Below are 26,971 nucleotides of genomic sequence, written 5' to 3' on the forward strand. Positions count from 1 at the left end.
ATTATTCATACTGACGCACCCTAAATTTCGACTCTCACCTGTTGTTAGTATTAGGGCATAAGGTGCGATCGCTTTTTGTCACATCTAGATTAGTTTTTAAATAATCTTGTAGTAAATCACACCCCCGCGCTAGTAAATTTTCGAGTTTAATATCAGCTAAATTCTGGAAAATCACTTTACCATTGCCGCCGCCTGCTGCCAAAATTTGACTGTCGGGACTGAAGGTAACACTGGTTAATTCATCTTTGTCACCTTTTAAAACCATCAGCAATGTGCCTTTCTGGTTCCAAAGCCTGATTTGATCATCACTATTAGCCGCTAACATCTTACCGTCGGGGCTAAAACTGACACTAATAAAACTATCACCATCACCCGGTAGATTTCTTAACAGGCTACCGTCTCGATTCCACAGTTTAACTGTCCCGTCGATGCTGGCAGAAGCTACAATTTGTCCATCTGGCGACCACGCTACTCCATTCACTCGGCGGCTATGTTCCTTGAGGGTGTGTAGTAGTTGACCTTCTCGATTCCATAATTTCACGGTGGTATCATCGCTGACGGAGGCTAACAATTTACCATCAGGGCTAAAGCTGACCCAATTGACTGCATCGGTGTGACCTTGTAAGGTGTGGAGTAGTTGCCCTTCTCGACTCCAGATTTTCACCATCTTATCTTTACTGGCAGAAGCTATTACCTGGCTATCCGACGACCAGGCTACAGCTAAGACTGCATCTTGATGACCTGGTAAGCTATGTAATAATTTGCCATCTCGATTCCATAATTTCACGGTTCTATCTTTACTGGCTGAGGCTATCATCTGCTGATTGGGCGACCACGCTACGCCCCAAATTGACCCTGTATGCCCTTTGAAGGTGTTTAATAGTTTCCCTTGCCGAGATAAAATTTTTACAGTTTGGTCTCGACTCGCCGCCGCCAACGTCTCACCGTCAGGACTAAAGCTAATACTTGTCACCCAGTCGTTACCATCACCGTTGGGGTTTCGTAATAGCACTTCATCCCAACGCCAGAGTGTCACCGTTTTATCTCGGCTACCAGAGGCGAAGGTGCGACCGTCAGGGCTAAAACTGACGCTATTTACCCAACTGTTATGACCCTTTAAGGTTCCCAACAGCAGACCGCCAAGACTCCAAAGTTTTAAGGTTGCGTCAATACTGGCGGAAGCGATAGTTTTACCGTTGGGGTTAAAGGTGACGGCTGTGACTCCCGCCGTGTGTCCTGATAAGGTTTTTAATAAATTACCTCGGCGATTCCACAGTTTAATAGTCTTATCAAAACTGGCGGTGGCGAGTATTTCCCCATTGGGCGACCAAGCTACACCCAAGATTGCATCATCATGTCCTTTCCAGGTTTTGAGTAGTTGACCATCCCGACTCCAAAACTTGATGTTTTTGTCAGCGCCTACGGAAGCGAGAGTTTGACCATCTGGTGTCCAAGCTATACCCAAAACTGCATCATTATGACCTGATAAAGTTTTGAGTAATTTTCCTTCTCGACTCCATAGTTTTACACTTTTGTCGCTACTCCCAGAAGCAATCAGGGAACCATCGGGGCTAAAACTAGCATTATTTACTACATCTCTATGCCCTTGTAGGGTGGTTACTAGTTGACCGACTCGGTTCCATAGTTTGACGGTTTTGTCTTGGCTAGCGGACGCAAGTAACAAGGCATCAGGGCTGAAGTTGACGCTATTTACTACATTAGTATGTTTGGATAAGGTGTTGATTAAGCTGCCATCATTACGCCAGAGATTGATAGTATTATCGGCACTGGCGGAAGCAATCAGGGAACCATCGGGGCTAAAGACCGCACTGTTTACCCCTGCGGTATGCCCGTCTAGACGGTTGTATTCCCTCACTCCCACAACGGCTTGATAGAGTGCTGTTTGCACCTGTTCTCTGGTGTAAGGGTCTACCCAAATAGCCCGTTGCAGTTTTCTGGCGGCTTTGACACCTTCTTTCACCGCATCAAGACCTTTTTGGGAAGCAAACAGGGCTTCGCTGGAGACGCTGAGGGTTTTAATTTCGCTATCTACTGCTGTAATAATAGAAACACTTAACCCCAGAATGGCGAGACATGAGGCCGCCAGGGCAATTTTTAGTGAACGATTGAGTTTGGCTTGGCTGAGCCTTTGTTGTTTCTGGCTTTCGGCTAGTTGGGCGGTTAATTCCTTTTCTTTGAGTTCGGCACGTAATTGTTCAATTTCTAGTTGAGTTAGTTCTTCTCGCTTGCGTAATTCCCTTAATTCTGTAACTAAATCTAAACCCTGTTGGAGATGAGTATCTGTGAGTTTAGATTGCTTTTTTTGGCTGAGTTCGCTTTTAAGGCGGGCAATTTCCGTTTGACTTTGTTGGACTTTATGGCGTAGTTGGTCAAGTTGTGCTTGTAAGCTGGACTCTTGTTGTTGGAGATAGCGAATCAAATCGACTAAATAATCATGAATTAGTTGATAACGTTCGGGAATATCAGGAAACAAGACAACTAAGCCAGAATTAACTAAAATATCTAAGACTAAATCTAATTTTTCAGGGTCTTCTAATTCTGCCAATTCAATAGCTAATTCGGCACGGGTTTTAAAAGGTCGTTTGTTGCTTTCATCTGTTAATAAATATAAAACAAGTAAAGCCGCACGCTCATTTTCAGGGCCACACTCTTTGATCAATTCTTTGATATATCTTTCTATGAGTTTATTTGGTCGATATTGCTGATATTGTTTTAAGGTATTAATGCGCTCATCTTGGATTTGTGCGCCGACTACCTGCAATTCGATGGGGCGGACTTCCCCTAATTCAGTTGATAAATCTTCCACTACTGCATCAATTAAAGCTGGTTCCAAATTGACTTGAGAACGTGCTGTTAATTTTTGAATGATGACTTTAGCATATTCTGGGGAAAAGTTATTTAATTGATACCGGATTTGTTTATCAAGGATGTTATTATTAACCGCTTCCAGGTAGGAAAGATGTTTAAATTCTAATAATCGGTGTAAATAATCTTCTCTGATGGAAAAAATGATTTTGACAAAGGATATATTCAGACATTGACTGAGAAATTGATCAAATTCTTTCTTTTGTTGACGATCACCTACGGTGGGCGGAACGCCATCGCTATAACCAAAGAAAAATTCTTCAAACTGGTCGAAAATCAGCACCGTGATCAGGTGGTTATTGGCATTTTGGCGTAATTGTCCTAATATATCAGCGATCGCCATCGGTCGAGCATAGCCCACATCCATTGCTGGTGTCGGTGTTGATAAAATCTCCGGCGTAATGCTGACATCTCCGGAAATATGCGCCACCGCCTCAGTTAAAGCCTTTCCTAATTCCCGCACCCAATCGGTGTATACTTGCAATACTACAGGCATGGCAATTTGATCACCGATCGCCCGATTTTGTAACGCTGGGACTAAACCAGCTGTGACGGTGGAACTTTTCCCCACCCCAGAGGGGCCGTGAATCACGATCAATTTTTGGTCAGCCCGGCTAATTCTGCCGATTAAGTTATTTATATCTTGTTCTCGACCGGAAGCGGCGATTTCTAAGGCTACAGTACTGCTTCCAGAGGGTAACATCAAAGCGGGGTTGGTTGCTTGTCTTTGGGGTTGCAATCTTCCCGCACCAATAAAAGCCCGAAAACCATATTGCTGTTCTACAGAACGGCGTTTTTGGCGGATGCGGTAGGCTTCTAGATATCGACCTGCTTCAAAATAGAGCGATCGCAATGTCCGCAGCAGTCTAATATAACGATGAGCGTCATATTGATGGGTGCTATTTTCTAAAGCGGCTGGTAATTCTTTGGCTGCTTTATCTAAATATTCCTGTGCAACTGCTTGTTCACCTAAGTTTTGTTGGGCTTTAGCTAAAACTAAATAATATATTTGTGCTAACAGTAAGGGAAATAGGCAATGATGACGGTCACTATCGTTATGGTTTTGCGCCTCAGTTAATTTTAATAGTGATACATGTGCCAAAATACTCGCCTGCACCCAGCGCGACTGCTGTAACGCCACCTGCGCCAGAAAACCATAATCGCAAGCCAGTTGAATTTGACTACCGTAGGTATGATGTAACTCCAGTGCTGTCTCTGCAACGGTTCGTAGTTCATCCCATCCTTGCAGATGTTCCAAAACTTCCGCCAATTGACCAATAAATTCTGATGCTATATCTGGTCTTCCAGCTACCTGCAAAATCTCCAAACACTCTTGAAAATAGAATTTGGCTGTTTCCCAATGACGACGATTATCTAGCTGATTCTGCTCGGCTAAACGGCAGTAACATAACCCTATATATAATTGCAAAACCCCCTGTCTGAGAATTGGGGAAGATAAAGGAGTAGGGCGGACAGGAAAAGATATACCCCATTCCCCAGTCCCCAATCCCCAATCCCCGTTCCCCAACCGTTGCCAAATTTGCAGACTTTGTTGAAAATGATTTAAGGCGTGATGAATGCGATCGCTGACATAATCATCTAAGCCAAACACAAATTTTAAACTGGCGTTTAATTCTGGCTCTAAGGTAATACCCCTCTCATGGAGTTCAGCAATAGCGTAGTGCAGTTCATTACTGTGTTCCCATACCTGCTCTAAAGTAGAATAATCATCACCAAATTGAGGCTGTTGGGGTTGTCCCATATCCTTGGGTAAGACTCTGGCAAATAAAGAGTCGGTTTCCTGTTGGAGAAATTGCAACAACTCTGGTGTTGTCATCTCAAACCGAATCGGTGTCGCCGCCCAACTGGCAAAATCCGGCGCTAAACGGATGACTTTTTGCAAAACTTCTTCATTCACCCAAAAAATCATCGGAAATGAATGACGTTTGGGAAATTCATCTCGAATATGATTAATGGCTCTGAGTAAATCGTCAATTTCCTCGACTGATTCTAAACCCAAAACCATCAAGGCTGATGGCTGTTGCTGTTGAGGGAGTAAATTTAAATGGAGAGTTGTATAAAGACTTCTGGTATTAGGAGGTAAGACAACTTTTTGAACGGGATTCTCAGCAAATATTTCATCTAGTCGTTGCAATATTTTCTCCTGCAAGACTCGATAATTACAGTAAACCAAAGCTACAGAAAAATTACCATGAGAAAGAGCGATCGCTCTCCATAAACTTGTAAAAGCACGCTCATTCGCTACTTTAATATCTACTGGTGGGTGTCCTTCAACCATGATTTGAATTTTTGTGTCTCCGCTATAACTGGGTTGACAGCAAACCAAGCTCCTTGATGGTCACGGTATTCAAAAACAAACAGACTCCGCAAAAGTGTATGGTATTCAATATCACCTCTTACCCTCTGCTGCTGCACCACTTGAAAAATTAACTCCCATTCGTGGGGGTCAATGGCGTTAGCACGGTAGTCTCGTTGTCGTTGAATCACCAATTCGACACATTCCCGCCCAAAAGGTGGGTCTTGTTCACGCAGACAATCGAACAGCAATCCTAATAAATCCCGTACATGACCACCACTGATCAAACACAAGCGATCTAATGTTTCTAAATTATCAAACACATCTGTAATTAAGCCTAACCGATCGCTAGGGTTAATGTCAGGGAAACTCCTAGCGAGGATCATTTGTCGCATCATTGTTAATCCCTGAGTAAAAATTTCCCCAGACCGTAGGCGTACGGGTATCATCGGTAAAACCTTCGGTGCTACCCCTCCCCCTAAGCGTTGTTGCAGTTCGGCGCTATAGTTAGAAAAAGTTAAAGCCAAAGGAATGGTGTAAACTACATGACAATTGAGCTTGCGTAACTGCTCACCCCGTTCAATAAACAAGTATTCTGGTAGCGATCGTCCGGATGGTAAAGGTCGAATTGCTACCCTATCCAAATTATCAACAATAACCACCAATCCCTTCTTTCCTAAGGCTTTGAGGTCTTTATTACCACGTTCCAATAATTCCGAATTAATCGATTGTAGTATATTTTGAGTCCGTGGCTCTAAGTAATCTCGCAATCTTCGCCGTAGCTGGGGGCTTTCTTTGGTTTTGGCGGTAATCTTGGCAATTCCTATAGATAACTCACCTTCCACCCCTAGTTCAATTGGCGTTTGCAGAAAATCCACAACTTCCCCAAACAACTTAGTAAAGTAGTTGGGTTTGATTTGAATTTTTATGGCTTCTAAACTTTCGCTCACCTGACCGGCGATGGCGAGTAAAATATCAGTCACATCCACATCAGCCATTTCTAAGACGTGGGTAGACTCAAAATAAACTACGTGAAATTGCTGTTCTTCTAACTCGGCTTTGAGTCGCAATAACTCTGTGGATTTGCCACAGCCAAGATGCCCTGTAAATAGCTGACAAGTCGGAGCATCCGGTGATATTTTAGTAATTGTACGTAGTAAAGCCTCAATAATTTTACCACCCCGTACCGCCGCAAAATCGATATAATAGCAGCGATCGCTAGCATTACCCATCGTCAAAGGTCTGCTAGGATTGCAAGCTTGATAAAATCTTTCTAAATCTAGGGGCATAACTAATTAAATTTGCTGAAGAATGGGCAATATCAACCCTATTGAATAAATATATTAATTTTGAGAAATTTATGCTGTAAATCAGTAGAAATTCCCTAAAAATTGGGGGCTGGGGACTGGGGACTAGGGACTGGGAAGCAGAGAGAAGAACTATGGACTGTTGACTAATGACTAATGACTCTGAATCAACAATGAATATTGCAATTATTGGCTGTGGCTATGTTGGTTGTGCGATCGCCCAACATTGGCAACAAAATCCTCATCTGGTTATAACTGCTACAACAACTACATCTGAACGTGTGACAGCATTACAAAAAGTGGCACACAAGGTTGTAGTCACTCAAGGAGATGATCTAGATAAATTAATAGATATTTTACAAAATCAAGATGTTGTCTTGTTGAGTGTGGGAGCAAAAGGCAGCGACTTATATGAAGCAGCATACCTCAACACAGCCAAAACTTTAGTCTCCGCTTTACAGCAAAATTCTCATGTTAAACAACTGATATATACAAGCAGCTATTCAGTTTATGGTAACAAAAATGGTGAATGGGTAGATGAAGAAACACCTACTACACCCGTCAGCCGAAATGGAGAAATTCTTCAGGAAACAGAAGATATTTTACTATCAGCTTCTAGCGTCAATCTTCGTGTTTGTATCTTACGTTTAGGAGGCATTTATGGAGCCGGACGGGAACTAGTGAAAATATTTAGTAGAGTTCCCGGTACAACTCGTCCTGGTGATGGCAGTGATGCCACAAACTGGATTCATTTAGATGATATTGTTGGGGCTATAGAATTTGCCCGCAACAACTCGTTACAAGGCATTTATAATCTAGTAGATGACGCGCATTTACCTAGTAGAGAATTGTTAGATACTCTGTTGAGTAAATATAATCTCGCTCAGGTAATTTGGGATGAGACCCTCAAGAGTAATCGTCCCTATAATGCCAAAGTTTCCAATCGCAAAATCAAAGAAGCTGGATATCAATTGATTCATCCATATACGGTTTTTTAGGATGGGGAATTGGCAGAATAATATTTTACTCAGCAAGGATTGAACACTCTGCTATTGCCAACACCAATCAGAAATTAACAGAATTGGAGATAACTTGTCGCATTTTCCGCATATTGGCAGGTAGTTCAAAGTTCATCGCTTGTTGGATGAAAATAGAAGGTACAGGAATATTAGGGGTAGCTTGCACACCATAAATTAGCAGGGTTCCGTCGCCACAATCTTTCAGTTCTAAATTGGCTGTGAAGTCAACAAAAGTCCCTTTTTCCATACGGAATTGAATTTTATGACCTATGACTTCGACAACATTGAGATAAATTTCGACTTGAGCTGTGAAAAAGAAAAATGCCTTTTGTGCTGCTTGATACAGTCGTTTAACTTCCCCACGCTGTAAAACTTCGCTCTTGGTGATGTCTGGAAAGTATTGTACCCAGCGAGGATAATCAGTGATTTGCTGCCAGACCTGCGATCGCCTCAAGGGCAAGTACATACAAGCAGACACAGCACCACCCCAAGCAGTATGTGATCGTGTTTCTACTAAGATTTCACCCTGCATCAACAAGCTTTGCTTTTCTTGACTCCAAGTCATATTTGTACCTGCAATAACTGGGTCTGAAATATAAGATGCAGACATAATTTAGATTCACTCCTCAACTTATCCACCTTTGGAGTTGAATGAAAAACCATTCTCAGGCATCAAATTCAACATACCCAATTTTAGTTCCAGTTCAACACACAAGTTTTCCGGAACTAAATATTTTTAGGTTATTTTTCAGAAAATTTACGTAAAAAACCGTATATCTAACTACTATATGAAATTTATTTAAAGCTCTTCAGTAAAAAACCAGATCCCGGACTTCTCCAAGAAGTCCGAAATCTAGACAACTCGAATTGCAGAAAATCCCTGTTACCTTGACAATATAGAGCAAACTTGAAAACTAAAGGAAAAAGTAGTGAGCCAATCTTCCTTAAACCGCAGATTAATCCAGCTTCTAGGCGTGATTCTAGGCATTGGTATAGCTATCTGGCTGCTAAGAGGCTTTGGTATTCTCACCTTTATTCCTGGCGGAGTAATTTTATTATTTTTTCTGGCGGCGATCGCGATCGGTCTAATTGCTTATGCTCAAAAAACTTGGTGGCGTTTTTAATATAGGGGTGTAGGGGTTTAGGGGTTTAGGGGTGTAGGGGTTAGAAAAAGAACTGTATTAATAAGGTATCTTGACTTAAATTATTGGTTGTTTCCTCTACACCCTTACACCCTTACACCCTCACACCCATACACCCATACACCCTCACACCCGATCTCAACAAAAATCTAGGTGCGTAATTCCTAGCTAAATCAAAACTTAAAGTAGCTAAAATGTAGAGATGTGATATAGTATCTCTCTTACTTACCCTTGGTTTATGGGACTGCCAATTGTTGCAATTATCGGTCGCCCAAATGTGGGCAAATCAACCCTGGTTAATCGTCTCGCCGGGGAACAAACGGCGATTGTCCACGATGAACCGGGTGTGACACGCGATCGCACTTACTTACCAGCCTACTGGAGCGATCGGGAATTTCAAGTAGTAGATACAGGCGGCTTAGTCTTTAACGATGACACAGAATTCTTGCCCCTGATCCGCCAACAAGCATTAGCTGCCCTCCACGAAGCCAGCGCGGCTATTTTCGTTGTGAATGGTCAAACAGGCCCCAATTCGGCAGATGAAGAAATTGCCGAGTGGTTACGCCAACAACCAGTACCAGTCTTCTTGGCAGTTAACAAATGCGAATCCCCAGACCAGGGATCGATTCAAGCCTCCGAATTTTGGGAACTGGGACTAGGTGAACCTTACCCAATCTCTGCAATTCATGGCAACGGTACAGGCGAATTACTTGACGAACTCATTAAACACCTTCCTCCGACTACAGAATTAGAAGAAAATAACGAAATCAAAATTGCCATTATTGGCAGGCCAAATGTTGGCAAATCAAGTTTATTAAACGCTTTTGCTGGGGAGGAACGGGTAATAGTCAGCCCCATTTCTGGGACAACCCGTGATGCGATCGATACTTTTATCGAACGAAATGGGCAGAACTACCGCCTCATCGATACAGCCGGGATTCGCAAAAAGAAAAGCATTGACTATGGTACGGAATTCTTTAGTATTAACCGTGCTTTTAAAGCCATTCGCCGCGCCGATGTAGTTTTGTTGGTCATAGATGCCTTGGATGGTGTCACCGAACAAGACCAAAAGTTAGCAGGCAGAATTCTCGATGAAGGTAAGGCTTGTGTCGTCGTCGTCAATAAATGGGATGCCGTTGAGAAAGACTCCTACACTATCTACGACTACGAGAAAAATCTGGAAGCGCGGCTACATTTTACAGAATGGGCTGACACTATCTACGTCAGTGCGGTCACAGGACAACGGGTAGAAAAGATTTTAGAGTTGGTGACTAAAGCCAATGAAGAACACAAACGCCGCGTTAGCACATCAGTGATTAACGAAGTTCTGGAAGACGCAGTTAGTTGGCACTCTCCCCCAACCTCTCGCGGCGGTCGCCAAGGGAGAATTTACTACGGTACACAAGTCAGCACTCAACCACCCACCATTGCCTTATTTGTCAACGAGGCTAAACGCTTTAACGACAACTACCGTCGTTACATTGAAAGGCAATTCCGCCAACAATTAGGCTTTAAAGGGACTCCCATTCGCTTACTGTGGCGCAGTAAAAAAGTTAGAGATGTGGAAAGCGGTAGCGCTAATCGGGCAACTCGCGTTTAAGATTTGTCAATGGTCATTAGTCATTAGTCATTGGTCATTAGTCATTAGTGTTTAGCTATGAACTGTTGACTATTGACTATGGATTATTGATTATGAACTATTGACTATGGACTATTGACTATGGACTTACTGCGATCGCTACCTTTAGGATTATACTTAGAACAACCGCAAACTTGGCTACATAAACTCGATCCGCGAGTCAAGTTTATCTGGTTGATGAGTTTTCTTACCAGCTATAGTTTTGCCAATAACTTCTGGCGTGTACTACTGGTAGCATTATTAATCCTTTTTACTGTCATTGCCAGAATACCCAGGCGAGTGTGGCAACAGCAGATGGGTTGGTTGCTAACATTATCATTTTTTGTGTTGGCGATCGCTGCCATTAGTCCTGATGGATTGGGTGTAGACTATCAATCACGCCTACCAGCTAACCTACAAGTTTTAACCCAGCCAGCCAATACAAATAATTCTGCCACAGCAACAGAACAATTAAAGAGTAGTAAAAGCTATACTTACGTGCTGTTTCACAAAGGCCCGGTGAGAGTAACTCGTCGTTCTTTAGATTTAGCGGTGCGCCTAAGTACAATTATATTCACTGTTATCTACAGCACCAATTTATACCTTTTGACAACCGCACCAGAGGAAATTACAGCTGGTGTAGAAAGCCTCATGCAGCCTCTACGACGATTCAAAATACCTGTAACTGAAATTACCTTGACTTTAACTTTATCCTTGCGTTTTATTCCCTTAGTCTTAGAAGAAGTGCAGAACTTAGTCCGTTCTGTTATGACTAGGGCGATTAACTGGAAAAAATTGGGCTTAAAAGGTGCAGTTAAAGTTTGGTTGATTGTCGCCGAGAGACTGTTAGAAAATTTGCTATTAAGGGCATCACAAATGGCCAGCGCCATGATGGTACGCGGTTTTACCAGTCCCAACGAACATCGAGTCCCTTGGCACGAGCTACGCTTAAAATTACGGGATTGGTTAGCGATCGCCTCTTTAACCGTATTCTGGGGAATTAGAGTGGTCTTTGGCAATCAAATTTAATAGCAGCTAGGAGAAGACACAGGGAAGCAACTGACAACTGACAACTAAACTAATGACCAATTACAAATTTCCTCTAAAACTGTAGCAATGCAGACTGTTGTTAGGAACAGTTATTAGGAGAATGCGCCTGTGGGCTATTTTGCTCCAACAAACGATAATTATGGCAACATGGAGAGAAGTTAGAGTAAACAGCAGTATGAGAGTCTGTGCCTACAACTTCAGAGGGCGCATCCCCATGTCACTGGACACCGCAAACAAACGCATCAGGGATTTTCAGCGTTGTCGATAATTTTCCTATTCCCCTGCTCCTCCGCAATTGCTCCCCTACCTCTTCTCTTAGCATCTTCTACCTACAGGGATGAGATCAAGGTCTTTACAAGCTCCATTTAAGGGTAAAATTTGCTGATTCTCACCTGACTTTATGCAAATATTCCGGCACAAGAGGTATTATTGTCCGAATATTTGTCTTTCACTGCGAAAAAAAATTATAGATTCTCCTACTCGATTGATAGATGAATCCAGAAAACTCGGAAACCTACATAAATCACCCTACTTGGGGTTTGCTATATCGGATCTGCATGGTTGATGAAAGCCAGGATCTGTTCACAACACTTTACGCTCAACGCTTATTCTTTCTAGTAGGGAATGACATTAAAGCTATAAAGTTTCAACCGATAGGACGCACTGAGGCAAGAATGTTGTTAGAAAATCGCTTGCGTAATTTGCGCCGCAATGGTCAATCACAGGAGTACGATCAGCTTCAGAGTGTTTTCCAACGCACCTTCCAATGATTAGTTCGATCAACGAACGTATTACTCAAATTCGGGCTTCCCTACCGCCTTCAGTCAGGCTAATTGCTGTCACAAAGCAAATGCCGACTGAAGTTATTCGTGCTGCTTATGCTGCTGGTGTCCGCGATTTTGGCGAAAATCGTATCCAAGAAGCTGCTAGTAAGCAAGCCCAGTTACAAGACTTACCGGATATTACTTGGCACTTTATTGGACATTTGCAAGCGAACAAAGCCAAAAAAGCTCTAGAACAATTTCAATGGATTCACTCTGTAGATAATTTGAAACTAGCACAGCGTTTAGACCAATTAGCGCAACAGCTAGGAGTCAATCCTCAAGTTTGTCTACAGGTGAAAATCCTCCCAGATCCCAATAAGTCTGGTTGGAGCGTACCAGAACTGCTGGCAGATTTACCCGCACTCAACCAGTGTAAAACTTTACAAATTCAGGGTTTAATGACAATTCCACCTTTTGGTTTAAATGATGAGAAAATTCTTCATGTATTTAATAGCACTTCCAAATTAGCAAAAGATATTGCTGAACAAAACTGGGATCATATTCACATGGAGCAGTTATCGATGGGTATGTCAGGGGACTACCAACTTGCAGTACAAGCTGGAACAACGATGGTACGATTGGGAACCATATTATTTGGCCAGCGTACTTAAGACGTATTACTCAGATTTTTTTTCTAGTATCAAATAGCCCTGGGTATGAATTACGGACAATAATTTTTCATACCAGTGTAATAAATTACAAAATTTTTACTGTAAACAAAAGTAAATAATCACGAGAAGGCACTAAAAATAACTTTAGTCAACTTTCTTTCGGATAATTGTTGGGATATAATCTTGACTCAATTATTGTATCTAGGTTAATGTACAGGCGTTCCCAATAGCGCCAGTCCATTGCCAATAGCAGTAGTAGATGCTACAAATAGCGATAAAATTAATAGGCTATTTGCCCTTTGTAGCTAGTTAAACAGCTACATCAACGATTAACCGGATAATTAGAGGCAATTTGCAGAAGGAGTGCAACTAATATGAACAATATATTTTCTAAACTGCGAGACTTTGTTGGTCTCAATGAGCAGGTAGAATACGAGTACTACGAAGAAGAAGCAGATACAGATAACTACCAAAACCTGTATCAACAAGAAAATCCCCAACCAGCACCAGCAGAGGCTGCCCCAAACAATCGACGTTGGCGCGAACCCATGACTACAATGGGTGATGACGTAGCAACAGGAACAAAATCTGCGATGGGGAATGTGATTGGTATGCCAGGAGCAATTAACGGGATTTCTGAAGTATTAGTGCTTGAACCTCGTACATTTGAAGAAATGCCCCAGGCGATTCAAGCATTGCGCGAACGTAAATCAGTAGTGCTGAACTTGACCATCATGGACCCAGATCAAGCACAAAGAGCTGTTGATTTTGTTGCAGGTGGAACCTACGCGCTAGATGGACATCAAGAACGTATTGGCGAAAGTATCTTTTTGTTTACCCCCAGCTGTGTGCAAGTTAGCACCCAAGGTGGCGTTATTCATGAAGTACCCCAACCCCCAGCACGTCCAGCACGTCCGGCTCCAACTAATCCACCAGCTTGGGGCAACGAAACCAACCGGATGGCACAATAAAGTTAAATTAGTCATTAGTCCATAGTCAAGAGTCCAAATTAGAAAATTTTTGACTATTGACTATTGACTATTGATTAACGAATAACGACTAACGACTAATGACTATAAAATTTGGTTTAATTGGTGGCGGGGTAATGGGAGAAGCGCTCTTATCCCGCCTTATTGCGCGGGGAATTTATCAACCATCAGAAGTCATAGTCAGCGAACCGCAAACAGCGCGACAAGCTTTTTTACAACAAAAATATCATGTGGGTGTGACTACAGATAACAGTTTGGTATTCACACAAGCTCAAGACGTTGTATTCTTGGCGGTGAAACCACAAGTGTTTAGTGCGATCGCTCAAGAATTAGCAGATACAGTATTCACAGACCATTCCCCCCTTGTCGTCTCTATTCTCGCAGGGGTGTCTTTAAGCCAGCTAGAAGCGGCATTTCCCCAATCACCAGTCATTAGAGCTATGCCCAATACCCCAGCCACTGTAGGCGCAGGGATGACCGCTATCTGCTCTGGTGCTTATACTTACGCCCAACATCAGAAATTGGCGCAACAGATTTTTTCGGCAGTGGGGGAAGTAGTGGAAGTTTCCGAAAGTTTGATGGATGCAGTCACTGGGCTTTCTGGTAGCGGCCCGGCTTATGTCGCTTTATTAGTAGAAGCCCTCGCTGATGGGGGAGTAGCATCTGGTTTACCCAGAGGAATTGCCAATCAACTGGCGTTACAAACTGTGCTAGGAACAGCCCAATTATTACACGAAAGTAAACTCCACCCAGCCGAACTCAAAGACCGTGTTACCAGCCCTGGCGGTACTACCATTGCGGGGATTGCCCAACTAGAAAAAGCGGGATTTCGTTCAGCCTTAATTGAAGCCGTCAAAGCAGCTACCTGGCGATCGCAAGAATTGGGAAAATAGTCCATAGTCCACAGTCCATAGTCCATAGTCCAATACTACTGACTAATGACTAATGACTATTGACTATTGACCATTGACTCTTAACTAATGTCGAAGTTGACAAAAGACTCGTTAATATAGTAAACAGTCTGGTTGAAAAATTAATTGAGTGAATTATCCCGCGCCGTCTCCCGAACTGGACTTAGGGTTGATATTTCCCTTTGATCTGGATCAGTTTCAAAAAGATGCGATCGCGTCCCTTAACGCGGGACGCTCTGTTGTCGTGTGTGCGCCCACAGGTTCGGGCAAAACTTTAGTAGGAGAATATGCCATTTATCGTGCTTTAGCACGGGGGAAGAGGGTGTTTTACACCACTCCCTTAAAGGCGTTATCTAATCAAAAATTACGTGATTTTCGTGAGAAATTTGGGTTTGAGCAAGTTGGACTGTTAACTGGTGATGCTTCCATCAACAGAGACGCGCCAATTTTGGTGATGACTACCGAGATTTTTCGGAATATGCTCTACGGTACACCAATCGGGCAAGTCGGTATCTCTCTGGTAGATGTGGAAGCGGTGGTACTAGATGAGTGCCACTACATGAACGATCGCCAACGGGGTACAGTCTGGGAAGAGTCAATCATTTACTGTCCTCGTGGAGTACAGTTAGTAGCTTTATCCGCCACTGTCGCCAATAGTGACCAACTTACCGATTGGCTAAGTCGCGTCCACGGCCCCACTGATTTGATTTACTCTGATTTTCGCCCTGTACCCTTAGAGTTTCACTACTGCAATCCCAAGGGACTGTTTCCCCTGTTGAATGATAGCAAAACTAAAATCAATCCCCGTCTAGCCAATAGAGGTAAAAAACGGCAAGGGGATAGAGGCAAAAATGGCAGACCAGAAGCCCCCAGCCTTATCTACACTTTGAACCAGCTTCAACAAAGAGATATGCTGCCGGCGATTTATTTCATCTTCAGCCGTCGGGGATGCGATAAAGCCGTAGCGGAAGTGGGGGATTTATGGCTAGTTAATAACGAAGAATCCCAGATACTACGACGACAAATTGATGACTTTTTAGCCCGTAATCCGGAAGCTGGTCGTTCTGGACAAATAGCCCCTCTTTATCGAGGTGTTGCGGCTCACCATGCCGGGATTTTACCAGCTTGGAAAGTTTTGGTAGAAGAACTATTTCAACAAGGGCTGATTAAAGTCGTATTTGCTACAGAAACCTTGGCAGCCGGTATTAATATGCCTGCCCGGACAACGGTTATTTCTACCCTATCCAAACGCACCGATACCGGACACCGCCTATTGAACGCTTCGGAATTCTTACAAATGGCGGGTAGGGCTGGCCGTCGGGGGATGGATAAGCAAGGTCATGTGGTGACGGTGCAGACTCCTTTTGAAGGGTCAAAAGAAGCGGCCTATTTAGCTACATCCAAACCAGACCCCCTAGTCAGTCAGTTTACGCCTAGCTATGGCATGGTTTTGAATTTGCTGCAAACCCACACCATAGATGAAGCCAAGGAACTGATCGAACGCAGTTTTGGACAGTATATGGCGACTTTGCACTTAAGACCAGATTACGAAGAAATTGCGGCTTTAGAGGGGGAATTAGCCAAACTACAAGAACAAATCAACGCCGTTAACGAAAATGACGTTATTCTTTATGAAAAATTACGGCAACGGTTGAAAGTAGAACGTCAGCTATTAAAGACTCTACAAGAGCAAGCCCAGGAGGAGCGACAAGAACAAATTAAAATGCTCTTGGATTTTGCCATTTCGGGAACCCTGTTGAGTCTGAAGGGTAAAAACATTACAGCGTCCACACCCATAACAGCAGTTTTAGTTGGTAAAACCTCCGGTTCTACTCAATCTGCTTGCTTAGTCTGCTTGGGACAAGATAACAGATGGTATGTTGCCTCTACGGCGGATGTGGTGGATTTATATGCTGAATTACCACGGGTAGATGTGCCGCCAGACATCCTACCACCACCAGAATTGATGCTCAAACCAGGGCAATCCAGTCGTGGTGCAAAGGAAACAATGGCGATCGCTCAAAGTATCCCCGATCCTCAACAATCTCTGCATCTGTCCCCAGAGGTAGCCGAACAACTCAGTCGCACCGCCGCTATCCAAGCTCAATTAGAAGCCAATCCCCTGCATCAATCGGGTAATGTGTCCACAGTATTCAAAGCTCGCGCCCGCTATGTGGAACTGGAAGCCGAACTCGAACAAGTACAGGCGCAAGTAGAACAGCAATCTCAGCGCTATTGGGAAGAGTTTCTCAATTTAATTACCATCTTGCAGCAATTCGACTGCTTGGATAATCTAGTCCCCACCGCACTGGGTCAAATCGCTGCCGCTATTCGCGGGGAAAATGAACTGTGGTTAGGTCTAGCTTTAGCTAGTGGAGAGTTAAATAACTTAGACCCCCACCATTTAGCAGCCACTATCGCCGCTTTAGTTACAGAAACTCCCCGTCCAGATAGCAGAGTTAACTTCAACCTTTCCCCAGAAATAGACGACGCTTGGTCGAGATTACAAAAAATTCGTCGGGCGGTTTTAAAGGTGCAGTACCGACACGGTGTAGCCTTACCTGTAGGTTTGGAAAACCGCTATATCGGCTTGATTGCCCTTGTGGAACAGTGGGCTTTAGGAATCGAATGGGCTGAACTTTGCCAAAATACTACCTTAGATGAAGGTGATGTGGTGCGAATTTTACGCCGTTCTTTAGACTTATTATCCCAGATACCCCACGTTCCTAACTTACCCGATGTTTTACAGCGTAATGCCTATCGTGCTATGCAGCTAATTGATCGATTCCCGGTGAATGAAGTTGTGGAGTAGGGAGTGGGTCAATATTTAATTCTGTTAACTGTTGACAGTAACAAAACTTATTTGTTGTTGAGTGACGGGAAATCGGCAATAGGGAATTGTAGAAACTAAGAACGAAGTTATTTTTCTACGCCGAGGTGAATTGTGAACCCATCTCTTCCAGCCATTGCTACCACCTTAGCTTTACTACTGGGATATTCAGCTAACCCAGTAGTTGCACTACCAACTAACAATCATCAAAACCTGACCGTAGCCCAAACACCACAGTTAACAGATACCTTAATTGTCCCAGGGGAAAGGGTCGGCCCAGTGACACGCAAAACTACTAGGAGAGATTTAGCCAAAACTTTCGGCGCATCCCGCTTGGTTGATAAAACTATTGCTGGTGCTGAAGGTATAGGTAGTTTTGCTGCTACCCAAGTAAATCTCAGTCGTGGGCGATCATTTTTAGTGGTCTGGAGCGATAAAACTCGCACGAAACCCTCAGATGTGCGCGAATTGGGTAGTGCATGGAAAACTCGTGAAGGTATTGGAGTCGGAACTCCTTGGAGTGAGTTACGCAATAAGTTAGGTAACTTTAAACTATATGGACTGGGTTGGGACTACGGCGGTACAGTTCTGTTAGAAAGTAGCAAGTTATCACGCTACCAAGGAAAATTGCTTGTACGGGTAGATGCGGCTACCAATGCTAGTGAGAGATATCCTAAAGACTACCAAGCAGTTTTAGGCGATAGTACTTTCTCTTCTAGCGATCGCCACTGGAAGCCTCTAGGGATGAAGGTATCACAGTTAATTGTTATCCTCAATCCCAATTAATAAAACTGGCCAATACCTAAATCACTAGGTGATCCAATTTATCTCATTTTTCCCCACCTGATGGAAAAGTAGGCGATCGCTCTCACTTCTTACAGGTGCTATACATGAATGCTTACGTATTTGTAGCTATTTGACTAAAATTTTACCTGCTCTTAACTTAATTAATAGATTTAATGGGAAAATATACTGATAGCTAATTTGTAAAGAAAACTTTAATAATATCAAGTCCTTACTAGGTAAGACTTTTAGCGAATAGGCGCTTTATTAGCCCAAATCACTGAACTCTTACAACACAACTACTTTGCTTACGTTTACAAATTAGCTTTCGATGTCTACCCTAAATCAAATAATAATGGTTAATTTTAGTGTAGCTATATGTACTTACAACGGAGCTAGCCGCTTACCCCTAGTTCTAAATAAGCTTAAAGAGCAAATTAATACAGAACACTTTACATGGGAAGTTATTGTTATTGACAATAACAGCACAGATAAAACATCACAAGTTGTACTTGAGTTCCAAGCAAACTGGCCTCTATTCTGCAATCTTAAATATTTTTTTGAACCAAAGCAAGGTTTAGCCTATGCCAGACAAAGCGCAGTAGAAAAAGCCAGAGGTGAATTTATTGGATTTCTCGACGATGATAATCTACCAACTGTCGATTGGGTAGCGTCTGCCTATGATTTTGGTTGTAAACATCCTCAAGCAGGCGCATATGGTGGTCGTATTCAAGCTAATTTTGAAAAGAATCCTCCCCAGGACTTTAAAAAATTAGCATTGTTTCTCGCAGTGATTGATCGTGGAGCAAATGCTTATATTTACGAACGACGTAAAGGTGTACTTCCACCGGCAGCAGGATTAGTAGTTCGTAGAGAAGTCTGGTTAGAAAATGTACCTAGCCAACTATTCCTAGTCGGTAGAGTTAAAAAATCTATGCTGGCAAGCGAAGATTTAGAAGCGCTCGTATATATCCAAAATGCTGGTTGGGAAATTTGGTATAATCCCGCAATGCTTATGTATCATCAAATACCTCACTGGCGACTAGAAAAAAATTATCTAATATCGTTAGTGCGTGGTATTGGATTAGCGAGACACCACATCCGTATGCTGCGTCTACAATCCTGGCAAAGACCATTGTTTTTTATCATGTACTTAATCAGTGATGTCAGGCGTTTAATGATTCATTTATGGAAGCATAAAGGGAATATTAACGATAATTTAGTTACAAGTTGTGAGTTAGAGTTTCTTTTAAGCAGCCTTGTTAGTCCATTTTATCTTTTCTGGATACATAAAAACAAGGAAAAAAGTTATTCTTAATGTATGCACTTGCTTGTTAAGGGTTACAGAAGTATTTTTTTCTCAAGAAAAAAGATTGAACTCATAAAGGCAGCCCTTGACAAGCAAGACATTAGTGCAAATGTTTGATTTTGTTATATCTGCTTGTTTAGACAAACAATATCATAGGGTTTCTGGAATTAGATAATTATGTTCTTTCCCAGAACGGATATACCTAAATAAGCTGGCTTTATGTTGTCTAAGTTTCATGGAATAAATGCAGCAGAGTTTATAGAGATATAAGATTTTTTGACATCTTTAAATTAGGCGAGTCCGTAGAAAAGTTTTTTGAATACAAGAAAATAACAAGTTAAAATATGATGAGTCTCTCTAGCGCGGAAACCATTAGAGCATCTCTTCACAATGCTCTGGGAAAAATAGAAAGTTTTAAATCATGTGCGTTACTTGATTATCCAGATCATCCTAATATCGGAGATCATTTAATATGGCTTGGTGGGGTAATTTATCTGACCAATGTTATGAAAACCCAGATTAAATATACTTGTAGCCTACATAATTTCTCTCCAAAAACGTTGGAAGATAATATTGGTAAATCACCCATAGTGTTTCATGGGGGTGGCAATTTAGGAGATTTATGGACTGAACAACAAAAATTTAGAGAAGGGATTATTTCCAAATACCGCGATCGCCCGATTGTTATTCTACCTCAAAGTTTATATTTTAGGCATGAGGTTAACTTAATAAAAACAGCGAATATATTTAATTCTCATCCTAGTTTAACTATATTTCTGCGTGATGAACGTAGTTATAAAATAGCAAGAGAAGCTTTTGATAAGTGCCAAGTATTTAAGGCACCTGACATGGCTTTTCAGATGACGGACTTACAAGATATTTTCCATATTCAAAATACTAAATCATCAATATTGTATCTTTCTAGAAAAGATAGAGAAATCAATCAAAAGCAATCAGAGAATATTTTTGATTTGCCTAATTTAGTAGTTGAAGATTGGATTGCCTATGAATGGAAGTTTGGACATCCTACGAAAAAATTAGCCAAGTACGTTTCTACTTTATATAGAGAGGTATGGCAAAGGGGACTAGCTACTCCAATTGAATGGAATTCTCGACAAAAATGGCAAAATTCGTATCCATATGAAGTTGATTTCAATCATGTATATCAACCATCCATACATCAACTATCATGGAGTTTAATGCACAGTGGCGTTTATCAATTAAAGCAACATAGACTAGTTATAACCAATCGCTTACATGGACATATTATTTGTGTCCTTTTCAATATACCTCATGTATTTTTACCAAACAGCTATTACAAGAATGAGGCTTTCTACGAAGAATGGACAAAAGAAATTCCTGATTGCAGGTTTATTAAGGATACTTCCGAAGTAAAAATTGCTGTTCAAGAGCTATTAGCGTCAAGTACAGGTAAAGCAATCAATTAATATGGCTGTTGAAGGATTTCAAGGCTTTGTATTGTCAGGGTTTTGTCTTAGCCTGATGCCCTAATGATCTCAAAAATGCGATGTAGAGATGATTCTCACATAGTAGGATCATCTCTACGTGAGTCTATTAGTCTGGACAAAAATTACGTTTTTTGATTATCTGACTTAAATCTACCTGCAAAGAAATCTCGTTTACCTAAGTGCTTGGTTTGACGTTTAGTAACTCGCTCTCGCCACATCCGAAAACTCGATTCTTTCATTTCGCGTCTCATGAGGGCGATTACCTGTTTCTCCAACAGCCCAAATTGAGCTTCAATTGCTTCAAAAGGAGTTCTGTCTTCCCAAGCCATTTCAATAATGCGGTCTATAGTTTCCGTATCTAATTCTGGTAGTTTCATAATATTGAGAATGGGAACAAGCAATCTTTAAACACTCTGTTCTGTTTCTGTTGTTAGTTTCTGCCCAATTTTTGGTTCTGTACCTGCAAGCAAACGCTCAATATTACTCCGGTGACGCAAAACAACATACAAGCCACCAGCGATACCAAATAAAATGTAGGGTAAGGGTTGCTGTAAAACCACCATCACAATAGAGACGGCGATCGCTCCCATGATGGAACTAAGTGATACAATCCTTGATATTGCTACCACAACAGCAAATACACCAAAGGTAGCCAAACCCACCTGCCAATTCATGGCTAATAAAATCCCTAAGCTGGTAGCAACAGATTTGCCGCCTGTAAAGCCTAAGAAAATTGATTTACTATGTCCTAAAATGGCGGCGATACCTGCTAGAGTCACTAACCAAGGTTGCCACAGTTGAATATTTACCGTTGTAGGAATCAAACTTTGACTAGTGGCAAAGTTGAATAAATAGTAAACTAAAGCGATCGCCAGTACGCCTTTTAAGCAGTCAAGTCCTAAAACAAATGCTCCAGGCCCTTTACCCAAGGTTCTCAAAACATTGGTTGCTCCCGTGGAACCAGAACCCACTTCACGAATATCAATCCCCTTCAATTGTTTTACAGCAATATACCCGGTAGGAAAAGAACCCAACAGGTAAGCCACCACCACCACCGCACCGCATAAACTCAACCACAAGCCCATAATCGATTCACCAGAATTGATAGTCTATGGTCTATAGTTTACACTCCAGCAGTTTTCGAGTCATGACTTTTGCAGCTAGTTATTGCTGACACCAACGGAAATTTCTGACTCTTCATCTCGTGTCCGTTCTTCCCCAGGTACTGAATCGGAGAATTCAGCCGAGGGTGGTAAAGAAACGGTGATATCAGCCCCATTGATAATAACTCCCACTAGTCCTAGTTCTGCTTCCACTAGTTGATCAATGGCTTCAGCCATCATACTGTCTTGTGTATAGTTAACTCGTGATACGAGTACTATGCCATCACTATAGGGTTGAATTAACAAGGGGTCATTAGATACACTTAACGGACTAGTATCTAAAATAACTAAATCATAGCGTTCTCTCACATCTTCCATGAGCCGCCGCATTTCGCTAGATTCTAAAATAGCGGCAGATTGACGCACAGGCCCAGGACTAGGGATAATGTATAAATTTTCGACTTCAGGGACTAAGCGAATACATTCACTTAAGCTGCCATAATAACGCAGGGGTTCAAGTGTGGCATCCTCGTCGGGAGAAACTTTCAAAGAGGTGGAACGTGAAGGCGATCGCAAATCTGTCTCGATGATCAAGGTTCTTTTGCCAGCGCGGGCGGAGGCTATACCCAGGTTATAGGCGCTGGTTGTTTTACCTTCCTGGCTACTAGTACTAGTCACCAAAACCACTTTTAAGTTTCTACCACCAATGCGCCTTAAGTTACTGCGTAATTTCTCATAAAATTCTAAATACAAGGAATCTAGAGAAAGGATGACGGGTAGAGCTTCTGGTGGTAAATCATCCACTGGCAATACGGGTATTTCTCCCAACATTGCCACATCCCGTTGTTTGAGGCTGTCTCTGATAGCTTCTCTGGTGCGGAGTGTCCCTTCCAAGGAACCTAGTAAGAAAATCACCCCACCACCGACTATCAATCCTAAGAAACCACCCACGCCTAAGGTTAAAGGTACACTTTTGGGTTTTTTGGCATCAGCCGCTACTACAGGGGGTTGAGCAATACTAAAGCTGCTCACTGTCTCTGCTTCGGCTGTTTGAGCATCGGTGAGCTTGGCTTGCATTTGATCATAAACTGCTTTCTTCAACCCTACCGCTTGTTCTAAACGCGATCGCTCTAATTGTTTGTTGGGTATTTGGGAATATTCTTGCCGCAGTCGGATTTCGTCTCGTATTTGCTGGGCTAATTGTTGTTGTAGGGTTTCTTTTTGCGTTTGCAAAGCTACCATCTGGTTAGCTAGCTGCTGTCGGGCTGGATCTAAACTACTTTGGGCGCGGATACCACTAATATTTGTTGCCAAGGGTGCTGCTGTACCACCACCGCCAATTACTTCCGCCGCCCTTTGTTGGAGTAATTCTTCAGATGCTTGCTTTTGACGCTGCAACTGAATCATATTCGGGTGTTCTGGGCGCAAATCTTTACGGAGTAAAGCGATTTGTGATTCTGTCTGATAAATTTGCGATCGCAAGTTGGCGATAATTGGGTCAGCACTCAACGCCGAAGAAACATAAGATTGACCGACATCTAAACCCAACTTATCTTGCAAGCTGAAAATCTGCGCCTCAATTCCCGTAATAGTTTGGCGAATTACCCGTTGCTGATTTTGGCTACCAGTAACAGCACCAAGTAAACTACCATTTTCTGCGGCTAATATAGCAGGTCGTTCTATGCGATCGTACTGTTCCAATCTTTTTTCGGCTGCTTGTAGCTCAGACCTTGCTTGTGGTATGCGTTCATTGATTTTGCCAATAATAGCTTTTAGTCGCCCAGTATTAATATCACTACTGAGCTTGACCATTGCCTGCATCAGCTCCAGCAATATTTCCTGCGCCCGCTTGGGATCACTATCTTTATATGCCAGAGAAATGACATTAGATTCTAATTCTCCAGTCCGGGAGTTTCTTCTCGGCGGTGTAATTGCTACGCTGGAAGCGATTCTTCTTGACGGAATCTTCACCTTTGCCGACACATTATCAATTACTTGATCTGATAGCAGAACTTCCTGGTTTAATTCCTGACCTTGTTGCTGAATTTCGCTACCTGTCGTAGAAAATGATACCGGGGGTCGAGAATATGTCAGTGTACCGCTTGCTGTATAAGTAGGTGCTGGTTCTGGTTGGATAGCCACCACTGTTGACCCCGCTACAACTAAAGCAAAGCTGGCTAATCCAATCCATTTATATTTTTCAAAAGCAATAATATAGCTCTTAACAATTGGTGGGGTCATAAAAGAGACATATAAAATTAATGAAAATTTATGCGGTCAATCAACAAAATATTGTCACATTTAGTAGCTATTATTCATCATTCATGATTCATAAGTCACCTGAGTTACTTAATTCTTTATTTTCTGACATCAGTATTCAATGCAATCGCGTGCAGAAACACTTTACCTTTGTAATCTGGGGAAATTTAATTACTTAATTAATGTATCCAGATGTATCCAGTACAAAGGTGAAATTTCTGTTTCCCCAATCTCCCTAGCAGTTGATTATTTTTTAGCATTCCCTGACTACCGACTAAAGGTATCAAAGAAGTTGAGAAATGAGCGGACATTAAAGAATGGTTGAGTAATAGTACTGAGGAAATTTGTAATCCTGCCAATCAAGTTTCGTCCAACTACAATAACATCATTATCTTGTAGTGGCACATTCTGAGATACATCGCCTTCTAAAGCCTTTTTCCCATCTAGTCTTTGTGTAACTGCCTTGCCACGTTCCGGGTCAAAACGGACTAAAGCAATATCCCTAACGTTAGCAGTATCAAGATTAATTCCACCTAGTGCATCTATAAAAGTACTCCCATTAGGCAAAGCTTGAGTTACAAGACCACCAGCAGCATAGTTCAATACCCGGACTCTAATTTGTGGTGTCGCTAAGGTTGAACGGGCCACTAAATTGCGGTCATAACCGTCGTCTGTGCCGATTTCGCGGCGGGGAATAATTAACGCATCGCCATCTTGCAAACGTAAACTAGGTATTGAGCCATCATTTTGTAATGCTGCATATAAATCAATGGTTTGCGAAATTGCCGAACCATCAACTAATCGCCGACGTACTTGCACTTGGCGCAAATCTGCGCCAATGGTGGAACCACCCGCTACTTGCAAAGCATCCCCAATTCGGGGTAGTGCAGCATTCAAGTTATAAATACCTGGTCTGAAAACCTCCCCACTAATACTAATTTGTACAGGACGTGGGTTAGCTAGAGTGACGACAAAAAGCGGATCATTAAGAATCTGGCTCAAACTCAAGCGGATTTTTTCCTGTGCTTCTTCCAAACTCAAGCCTTGTACAGATACAATTCCTACCTGGGGAACGACAATATTGCCTTCTGCATTCACTTGGGCTTGAAAACTTGCATCTGGACGCTGTGAAGACAAAGATAAAACTACTACAGGATTAATCACAAAACGATTCAGCAAAGAGCGAATCTTTTCTTGTGCTTCTAGCAAGGTTAAACCTTGTAGGGGAACAGTCTCCAGTAGCGGCACTATGATATTGCCTTCTGGATTAATCGCTGCTTGAAAACTCAAATCTGGAAAGCGTTGAACAACAACGCTAACTGCATCTCCCGGCCCCAAGCGATAAGCACCAGGTGGGCGTTGAAATGTGACGTTGATTACATCACCAGGCCCCAATAAGTAACGGGTAAATTGGGGAGAAGTTTCGTTATTTGGATTCTGGGGTACAGCTTCCGTCTCTGGTGGAGGTGTAGGAAATAGTTGCCCGGAAGGAGGTAAAGTTTGAGCAATTACAGGCTGAAAGGGCGTAGCCAAGAAAACCCCTACCTGTATACTTACAAGGGATAAAGCGCAGAATGCACGCATATAATCATTGAAAACTATTAACATTGTTGAATTCAGAATATACCGCAAGGAGTAGCTGCCATTATGAACTAATTTTTAAACGGCCCGCCCATCAATGTGGATTGTACTGTTTCCCCTATAGACTTGGCTAATGGCCAAGTAGTTTCCACCTGGCCTAAAGGTTCCATCGGAATGAGAATGCTGACAGCTACCCATGGAGCGCGACTTTTGTGCAATTGTGCTAACTGATCCGCCAGAAACCAGCGCAATGGAGATGAATAGCCACCGTTGGGTAAGGCATACCATTGCAGGACTGCAAAGGTTTCCTGATCCGTAGATACGCGAAAAAACATCGCTTCAACTGGAACTTTTCCATTTTCCCCGACATTCCCAGGTTTTGTGGCGGTAAGTTGAGCAGAACGTGATTGTGCTACATCCCATTTCCCCCAGCGTAATTTTCCCCAACCACTAACATCTGTCCACTCTACTTCTGGTTGATTTTTGGGGCCGTTTTGCGGCAGTAACAGCAATAGTGCCTGATTGTTGGAACCTGCTTGCTTAAGAATCTGCAAAGACCATTTATGTTGGCCGATAACTTGCTCTATTTGATTAACAGTTTGCCAGCCAGGAAGATTTAAGCCTTTACTCCGTATTTCTCTCAATTCTTTGAGGTTGGCGATAGATGGTGGTTGTTTCCACTGCCAACGTCCACTCAGATAACCAGGTACTGCTCCCACTGTCAATAGTAGTAGGAATAACAAAAGCACTATCAAAGTATTTAAGTGCTTGTGGTTGAGAAATTTAGATAAAGGGATCATTAGTAAAAATTGCTATATTTACGCAAAATTTTACTGGAAAAAATGACACTATAGGTTCAGTAAAATCGTCAGTCTATCTACGTTTATACCCTAGAATCTGTACAACAAATTTATTCACTCTGTCCTAGTATGTGAAGTCTTGGTAAATTTTCTCTGCCAGATA

The 26,971-nt window shown here is 42.3% G+C and carries 20 protein-coding genes; 12 read left to right on the forward strand and 8 right to left on the reverse strand.

Annotation, left to right across the window (positions count from 1 at the left end; genetic code table 11):
* Positions 1–34: 34 nt before the first annotated feature.
* Positions 35–5,185: an eIF2A-related protein gene (locus tag ACM5QX_RS12890; protein WP_414753854.1), complete on the reverse strand. Its 5,151-nt coding sequence runs from the start codon at positions 5,183–5,185 to the stop codon at positions 35–37.
* Positions 5,161–6,492 carry a P-loop NTPase fold protein gene (locus ACM5QX_RS12895; protein ID WP_414753856.1) on the reverse strand — a complete coding sequence of 444 codons (1,332 nt, stop codon included), beginning with the start codon at positions 6,490–6,492 and terminating at the stop codon, positions 5,161–5,163. Before ACM5QX_RS12895 ends, ACM5QX_RS12890 begins: the two co-directional genes overlap by 25 nt.
* Positions 6,493–6,683: 191 nt before the next feature.
* Between ACM5QX_RS12895 and ACM5QX_RS12900 the strand changes: the two genes are divergently transcribed.
* Positions 6,684–7,508 carry an SDR family oxidoreductase gene (locus ACM5QX_RS12900; protein ID WP_414753922.1) on the forward strand — a complete coding sequence of 275 codons (825 nt, stop codon included), beginning with the start codon at positions 6,684–6,686 and terminating at the stop codon, positions 7,506–7,508.
* 67 nt (positions 7,509–7,575) lie between these two features.
* Here the strand turns inward: ACM5QX_RS12900 and ACM5QX_RS12905 are convergent, their stop codons facing one another.
* On the reverse strand, positions 7,576–8,139 hold the full coding sequence (locus ACM5QX_RS12905) for an SRPBCC family protein (protein WP_011319643.1): 564 nt from the start codon (positions 8,137–8,139) through the stop codon (positions 7,576–7,578).
* Positions 8,140–8,458: 319 nt separating this feature from the next.
* Here ACM5QX_RS12905 and ACM5QX_RS12910 point away from each other — a divergent pair, with 319 nt between their 5' ends.
* The 11 genes from ACM5QX_RS12910 (at position 8,459) to ACM5QX_RS12960 (ending at position 21,044) form a co-directional block, all read left to right on the forward strand.
* Positions 8,459–8,653 (forward strand): hypothetical protein, encoded by a 195-nt coding sequence (locus ACM5QX_RS12910; protein ID WP_011319644.1) that lies wholly within the window; start codon positions 8,459–8,461, stop codon positions 8,651–8,653.
* 256 nt (positions 8,654–8,909) lie between these two features.
* A complete protein-coding gene (der, locus tag ACM5QX_RS12915) occupies positions 8,910–10,271 on the forward strand; it encodes a ribosome biogenesis GTPase Der (RefSeq protein WP_011319645.1) in 1,362 nt (453 codons plus the stop codon).
* A gap of 120 nt (positions 10,272–10,391) precedes the next feature.
* Positions 10,392–11,318: an energy-coupling factor transporter transmembrane component T family protein gene (locus ACM5QX_RS12920; RefSeq protein ID WP_414753923.1), complete on the forward strand. Its 927-nt coding sequence runs from the start codon at positions 10,392–10,394 to the stop codon at positions 11,316–11,318.
* A gap of 512 nt (positions 11,319–11,830) precedes the next feature.
* Positions 11,831–12,109: a transcriptional coactivator PipX gene (gene pipX, locus ACM5QX_RS12925; RefSeq protein ID WP_010994661.1), complete on the forward strand. Its 279-nt coding sequence runs from the start codon at positions 11,831–11,833 to the stop codon at positions 12,107–12,109.
* Positions 12,106–12,774 (forward strand): YggS family pyridoxal phosphate-dependent enzyme, encoded by a 669-nt coding sequence (locus tag ACM5QX_RS12930; protein ID WP_414753857.1) that lies wholly within the window; start codon positions 12,106–12,108, stop codon positions 12,772–12,774. Before pipX ends, ACM5QX_RS12930 begins: the two co-directional genes overlap by 4 nt.
* Positions 12,775–13,148: 374 nt before the next feature.
* A complete protein-coding gene (locus tag ACM5QX_RS12935) occupies positions 13,149–13,745 on the forward strand; it encodes a cell division protein SepF (protein ID WP_414753858.1) in 597 nt (198 codons plus the stop codon).
* 98 nt (positions 13,746–13,843) lie between these two features.
* On the forward strand, positions 13,844–14,656 hold the full coding sequence (gene proC / locus ACM5QX_RS12940; RefSeq protein ID WP_011319649.1) for a pyrroline-5-carboxylate reductase: 813 nt from the start codon (positions 13,844–13,846) through the stop codon (positions 14,654–14,656).
* A 148-nt stretch (positions 14,657–14,804) separates the two neighbouring features.
* Positions 14,805–17,486: a DEAD/DEAH box helicase gene (locus ACM5QX_RS12945; protein ID WP_414753859.1), complete on the forward strand. Its 2,682-nt coding sequence runs from the start codon at positions 14,805–14,807 to the stop codon at positions 17,484–17,486.
* 132 nt (positions 17,487–17,618) lie between these two features.
* The gene (locus ACM5QX_RS12950; protein ID WP_414753860.1) at positions 17,619–18,290 is read left to right on the forward strand and encodes a hypothetical protein; all 672 of its coding nucleotides are present in this window, start codon (positions 17,619–17,621) and stop codon (positions 18,288–18,290) included.
* Between the two features lie 352 nt (positions 18,291–18,642).
* Positions 18,643–19,605, forward strand: a complete 963-nt coding sequence (hpsE, locus tag ACM5QX_RS12955) for a hormogonium polysaccharide biosynthesis glycosyltransferase HpsE (RefSeq protein ID WP_414753861.1) — start codon at positions 18,643–18,645, stop codon at positions 19,603–19,605.
* Positions 19,606–19,940: 335 nt separating this feature from the next.
* A complete protein-coding gene (locus tag ACM5QX_RS12960; protein ID WP_414753862.1) occupies positions 19,941–21,044 on the forward strand; it encodes a polysaccharide pyruvyl transferase family protein in 1,104 nt (367 codons plus the stop codon).
* Between the two features lie 143 nt (positions 21,045–21,187).
* Here ACM5QX_RS12960 and ACM5QX_RS12965 read toward each other — a convergent pair whose 3' ends face one another.
* The 5 genes from ACM5QX_RS12965 to ACM5QX_RS12985 all read right to left on the reverse strand — a co-directional run bounded on the left by ACM5QX_RS12965 (position 21,188) and on the right by ACM5QX_RS12985 (position 26,808).
* Positions 21,188–21,442: a TIGR03643 family protein gene (locus ACM5QX_RS12965; RefSeq protein ID WP_414753863.1), complete on the reverse strand. Its 255-nt coding sequence runs from the start codon at positions 21,440–21,442 to the stop codon at positions 21,188–21,190.
* A gap of 27 nt (positions 21,443–21,469) precedes the next feature.
* A complete protein-coding gene (plsY, locus tag ACM5QX_RS12970) occupies positions 21,470–22,150 on the reverse strand; it encodes a glycerol-3-phosphate 1-O-acyltransferase PlsY (RefSeq protein ID WP_414753864.1) in 681 nt (226 codons plus the stop codon).
* A gap of 75 nt (positions 22,151–22,225) precedes the next feature.
* Entirely contained in the window at positions 22,226–24,409 is a 2,184-nt protein-coding gene (locus ACM5QX_RS12975; protein WP_414753865.1) for a GumC family protein, read from the reverse strand.
* 285 nt (positions 24,410–24,694) lie between these two features.
* Positions 24,695–26,035 (reverse strand): polysaccharide biosynthesis/export family protein, encoded by a 1,341-nt coding sequence (locus ACM5QX_RS12980; RefSeq protein WP_414753866.1) that lies wholly within the window; start codon positions 26,033–26,035, stop codon positions 24,695–24,697.
* 44 nt (positions 26,036–26,079) lie between these two features.
* Positions 26,080–26,808 (reverse strand): cyanoexosortase B system-associated protein, encoded by a 729-nt coding sequence (locus tag ACM5QX_RS12985; RefSeq protein WP_414753867.1) that lies wholly within the window; start codon positions 26,806–26,808, stop codon positions 26,080–26,082.
* Positions 26,809–26,971 lie beyond the last annotated feature (163 nt).

The organism is Anabaena sp. CCY 9910 (genome assembly GCF_963920875.1).
In the GTDB taxonomy this organism is placed as follows: domain Bacteria; phylum Cyanobacteriota; class Cyanobacteriia; order Cyanobacteriales; family Nostocaceae; genus Trichormus; species Trichormus variabilis.